This window comes from Streptomyces ziwulingensis (genome assembly GCF_039542605.1).
GTDB classification, from domain to species: domain Bacteria; phylum Actinomycetota; class Actinomycetes; order Streptomycetales; family Streptomycetaceae; genus Streptomyces; species Streptomyces ziwulingensis.
Genome location: NZ_BAABIG010000114.1, coordinates 1 through 5,038 on the forward strand (window position 1 = coordinate 1; position 5,038 = coordinate 5,038).

4 protein-coding genes and 1 pseudogene are annotated in these 5,038 nt (G+C 74.9%); 4 read left to right on the plus strand and 1 reads right to left on the minus strand.

The window, feature by feature from the left end:
• A pseudogene (locus tag ABEB00_RS35555) lies at positions 1 to 258 on the minus strand (peptidoglycan-binding domain-containing protein); the annotation flags it as partial.
• Positions 259 to 603: 345 nt separating this feature from the next.
• Between ABEB00_RS35555 and ABEB00_RS35560 the strand changes: the two are divergent.
• From ABEB00_RS35560 to ABEB00_RS35575, 4 genes are all read left to right on the plus strand, one after another.
• Positions 604 to 2,199 (plus strand): phage tail sheath subtilisin-like domain-containing protein, encoded by a 1,596-nt coding sequence (locus ABEB00_RS35560; RefSeq protein ID WP_345624872.1) that lies wholly within the window; start codon positions 604 to 606, stop codon positions 2,197 to 2,199.
• 76 nt (positions 2,200 to 2,275) lie between these two features.
• On the plus strand, positions 2,276 to 2,719 hold the full coding sequence (locus ABEB00_RS35565; RefSeq protein WP_345624873.1) for a phage tail protein: 444 nt from the start codon (positions 2,276 to 2,278) through the stop codon (positions 2,717 to 2,719).
• A complete protein-coding gene (locus tag ABEB00_RS35570) occupies positions 2,719 to 3,261 on the plus strand; it encodes a hypothetical protein (RefSeq protein WP_345624874.1) in 543 nt (180 codons plus the stop codon). Before ABEB00_RS35565 ends, ABEB00_RS35570 begins: the two co-directional genes overlap by 1 nt.
• Complete coding sequence (locus ABEB00_RS35575; protein ID WP_345624875.1) at positions 3,258 to 3,416, plus strand: DUF6760 family protein; 159 nt, start codon at positions 3,258 to 3,260, stop codon at positions 3,414 to 3,416. Before ABEB00_RS35570 ends, ABEB00_RS35575 begins: the two co-directional genes overlap by 4 nt.
• Positions 3,417 to 5,038 lie beyond the last annotated feature (1,622 nt).

Consider the following 5,038-nt stretch of genomic DNA (forward strand, 5'->3'; position numbering starts at 1 on the left):
TACCGCGTACGGGTTCGGACCCGCCGCCGCGTCGGGCGTCCGGGGCGGGGCGAAGGCCAGCTCCACCGTCCCCGTCGTGCCCGGGTACAGCCGCAGCGTCTGCGGCTCCACCGTCGTCCAGGGCGCGAGGTCACCGACGGGCTCGAACCGGTACTCGTCCACCACGTCACCGGTGTTGCGCACCCGCAGCCGTACCCGCGTACTGCTGCCGGGGTCCACCGTGGCGGAAGCGGGTTCAAGGGAGGTCCAGAGGCTCACGGGTCGACGTTACGGGCGGACCGACGATCCGTCAGCGGCCGCCGGTGCACACCCTGTTGCCCGAAAGGACGGCGCGGCAACCGGCCGTGAACGGAACGTGTACGCGCCTTTGCCGGAACCGGCGCCATGCGGAACCGGCGACACCGCAGCCCGCTCCCGCGCGGCAGCGGGGCAGGGAGTCGGCGGCGAGTCGGCGGCGAGGCAGGCGGCAAGGTCAGGAATGCGGAAATTGCCCGTGCGGGCAACGGGTGTGCCCCCGAAACGGCACCCGAGGACGTTTCGGGAGCCGCCGCGCGCGCGCGAGGCTGAGGGGCGTCCTGTCTCGTACCCCGAGGAGAGCAGAGCATGCCGTCCTACCTGTCGCCCGGCGTCTACGTCGAGGAGGTGGCCAGCGGCTCGCGCCCCATCGAGGGAGTGGGCACCTCGGTGGCGGCCTTCGTCGGACTCGCGCCGGCCGGACCGCTCAACGAGCCGACGCTGGTGACCAACTGGACCCAGTACGTCGCGGCGTTCGGTGACTTCACCGACGGCTACTACCTCGCGCACTCCGTCTACGGCTTCTTCAACAACGGCGGCAGCGCCGCCTATGTCGTCCGCGTCGGCGGCTCCGCCGACGGCGCCGCCGCGGAATCCGCGTCCCCGGCCGCCGTCACCGGCGCCCCCACCCCCGCCGCGCTGCCCGCCGCCGAGCCCCGGCAGCTCGGCACCTTCGCCGTCACGGCCACCGCCGCCGGCGACAGCGGCCCGCTGAGCGTCGAGGTCGCCGACCCCGAGGGCGAGGGCCCCGCCGAGCGCTTCAAGCTGATCGTCAAGGACGGCGACAAGCCCGTCGAGACGTTCGACGTGAGCGCCAAGAAGGGCAACCGCTCCTACGTCGTCACCCAGGTGAAGGAGCGCTCCAAGCTCATCACCGTCACCGAGGCCGCGCCCTCCGCGCAGCTCGCCCGGCCCGAGAACCAGACGGTGACGCTGCCCGCGCCGCCCGCCGCCACCGCCCCCGCCGCGCCCGGCCGCCCGGACGAGATCGCGCAGCCCGGCCCGGCCCAGTACCTCGGCGACAGCGCCGACCGCACCGGCTTCGGCGGCCTGGAGGCGATCGACGAGATCTCCATGGTGGCGGTGCCCGATCTGATGGCCGCCTACCAGCGCGGCGCGATCGACCTGGAGGCCGTCAAGGCGGTCCAGCTCGGCATGATCGCCCACTGCGAGCTGATGGGCGACCGCGTCGCCATCATCGACCCGCCGCCCAGCCAGAACGCCCGCCAGATCCGCGTCTGGCGCCAGGAGACGGCCGGCTACGACTCCAAGTACGCCGCCCTGTACTACCCCTGGATCAAGTCCTTCGACCCGGCCACCGGCCAGTCCCGGCTGGTCCCGCCGAGCGGCCACGTCGCCGGCATCTGGGCCCGCAACGACTTCGAGCGCGGCGTGCACAAGGCCCCCGCCAACGAGGTCGTCCGCGGCGCCGTCGACCTCGAACTCCAGATCACCCGCGGCGAGCAGGACCTGCTCAACCCGATCGGCGTGAACTGCATCCGCTCCTTCCCGGGCCGCGGCATCCGCGTCTGGGGCGCCCGCACCCTCTCCTCCGACCCGGCCTGGCGCTACCTGAACATCCGCCGGTACTTCAACTACCTGGAGGAGTCGATCCTGATCGGCACCCAGTGGGTGGTGTTCGAGCCGAACGACCACAACCTCTGGGCCCGCATCCGGCGCAACGTCTCCGCGTTCCTCGTCAACGAGTGGCGCAACGGCGCCCTGTTCGGGCAGAGCCCCGAGCAGGCGTACTACGTCAAGTGCGACGAGGAGACCAACCCGCCGGAGTCGGTCGACCTCGGCCGGGTCATCTGCGAGATCGGCATCGCGCCGGTCAAGCCCGCGGAGTTCGTGATCTTCCGGCTGGCCCAGTTCTCCAGCGGCAGCGGCGAACTGGAGGAGTGACCGCGCCCGCCCTCCCGCATGACCGCCCCCACTCCCCCAGAACGTCCCGCACGTTCAGCAGAAGGACAGCGAACAGATGAGTCTCCAGCCGGGTGACGCCCTCACTTCACACAATTTCGGCCTCCAGATCGACGGCGTGATGGTCGAGTACCTCGCCGAGGTCAGCGGCCTCACGCTCGAACAGGACGTCATCGAGTACAAGCAGAACAGCTCCATGGGCCGCTCCGAGGTGGCACTGCTGCCGGGCACCCAGAAGAACGGCCAGTGCACGGTCGTGCGCGGTATGACCCAGTCGGCGTCGTTCACCCAGTGGATCAACGACTCCATCGCGGGCCGGATGGCCACCGCCCGCAAGAACGCCTCGATCATCATGATGGACTTCGAGGACAACCCGGTGAAGCGGTACAACCTGCGCAACGCCTGGTGCAGCAAGATCGACACCAGCACGGTGAAGGCGGGCGAGGCGGCCGCGCTGACCGAGACCGTGACCATCGTGTTCGAAGAACTGGTCATCGAATAATGCGGCGCACGCCTGCCAGGGCACCGGGCGCGGCACCCCACGCCGCCGCGGCGGGAACGGGGTTCCCCCCTTCGGCCGCCGCCGCGCCCCAGGAGACGCCGGCCGGCTTTCCGGCTGGACAGCAGGCCGGGACTCCGGCCGGGTCTCCCGTCGACGTGGCACCGCGGCAGCAGTTGCGGACCGAGTTCCCCTTCGAACTGCCGCGCGGGTACGTCGACGAGTCGGGCACGGTGCACCGGGACGGCGTGATGCGGCTGTCGACGGCGCGGGACGAGCTGATCCCGCTCCGCGACGTGCGGGTGCAGGAGAACCCGGCGTACCTGTCGGTGGTGCTGCTCGGCCGGGTCATCACCCGGCTGGGCTCGCTGACGATGGTGCACGACGGGATCGTGGAGAACATGTTCGCCTCCGACCTCGCGTTCCTCCAGGACTTCTACCGCCAGATCAACGCGGAGGGCCACACCCGCGCGGCCGTCCAGTGCCCGCACTGCTCGGAACCCTTCGAGGTGGAACTCGGCGGGAGCCGCCTGGGGGAATCGTGACGTACGCGACCGACCGGCTGCACGAGGAGATCGCGTACGTGGCCTACCACTTCCACTGGAGCCTGGAGGCGATCATGGACCTGGAGCACCAGGACCGCCGCCGGTTCACGGACCAGATCGCGTCCCTCGTGACGCGTGGCGCGGCGGAGGGCTGACGGGTGGCATTCCTGGACCGGCTGCGAGGCCGTCGTGACGGGCTCCGGGACGGCACCGGCGGGGGCCCGGACACGCCCCCGGCCGACGGAGCCGGCTCCGGCTCCGGCACGGACGGGAGCACGCCGCGGGCGGCCGCTCCCGCGCCGGTGGCCGTCGCCGCCTGGCCGGGTCTGCCGCCGATCCAGCGGGCGACCGGCCGGACCCCCGCGGGGGTCGCGGACGCCGGGTTCGGCGGACGGCTGCCGACCTGGCAGAACCCGTCGTTCACGGGGGCGCCGTCCCCCGCGGTGCTGAACCCGGCGGCGGGCGATTCCATGCTGTCCGGCGCGCTCGGCCGTCCGGCCCGCCCGGCCGCGGGCCTCGGCCGCACCGCCCCGCCCGCCGCACCGTCCGGCCCCGCCCCCGTACAGCGCACGCCGGTCGCCCCCCTGCGGGCGATACCGACCACGGCACCCGCGCCGACCCCGCCGTCCGCACCCGCGTCCGGCGCCACGCCCACCACGGCCGGCTCCGCGGCCGCCGGGAGCGGTACGGCCACCAGGCCGGCGGCTGCCCGCAGCGGTACGGCCACGGGTCCGGCCGCTGCGGCGTCCGGGACCGGGGCCGCGTCGAAGCCCCCGGTCGTACCGGTCCAGCGGGCGCGGTCCGCCGGGCCGGCGCCGTCCACTCCACCGGCGACCGCACCGGCCCGGGCCGCCCGCGGTGTCCGCGTGACACCGGTGCCGCCCGCACCGCCCGCGGCGCCCCGCCCGCAGCCCCCGCTGACCAGGGCACAGCCCGGACCGGCGGCCGTGCAGCGCCGGGCGCTGCCCGCGAGCCGCCGGAGCACGAACACCCTGCCGGACGCCTCCGGAACGGCACCGTCCTCACCGGACGGCGACCGAGCCGACCCCGGCGCGGCTCCGGGCCCGAGCCCCGCCCCGGCCCGCCCGTCGGACGCCGGTACCCCGGTGCGGCGCGCGGCCTCCCGGTCCGGTCCCGCACCGACACCCGGGGACGGCACTCCGGCCGGCCTCCCGGTGCAGCGCGCGACCCCGCGATCCGGCCCCGCACCGACACCCGGCGCCCGACCCACCACCCCTGCCTCCACACCCGCCGCGCCCAGCGCTCCGGCGGCTTCGGGCGGTGGCGCGGTCGCCGGTACGCCGGTGCGGCGCGCGGCGGTGCCGCCTCGGTCCGGCGCCGCGAACCCGCCCGCGCCGGGCGGGGACACCGCGTCCGTCCCTCCGGTGCAGCGCGCGGAGCCGTCGCGGCCGGACGCAGGACACACGCCGCCCGCGCCGGGTGGCGGCACGGCATCCGGTACGCCGGCACAGCGCGCGACACCGCCCCGGCCCAGCGCCGCGAACACCCCCGCGCCCGGCAGCGACACGACGTCCGGTACGCCGGTGCGGCACGCGGTGTCGCGGCCCGGCACCGAGCCCGCCGGCGACCGCCGGACCACCTCACCGGACGCCCCGGGCACACCGGTGCGGCGCGCGGCGACGCAGCCCGCCCCCACCACGCCGACCCCCACCCCCGGCCCCAGCCCCAGCCCCNCACGCCGACCCGCGCCAACCCCGCCGTCCCCGGCACCCGGGCAGCGTCCGCACCCGGCGGCGACACCGCATCCGGCACACCC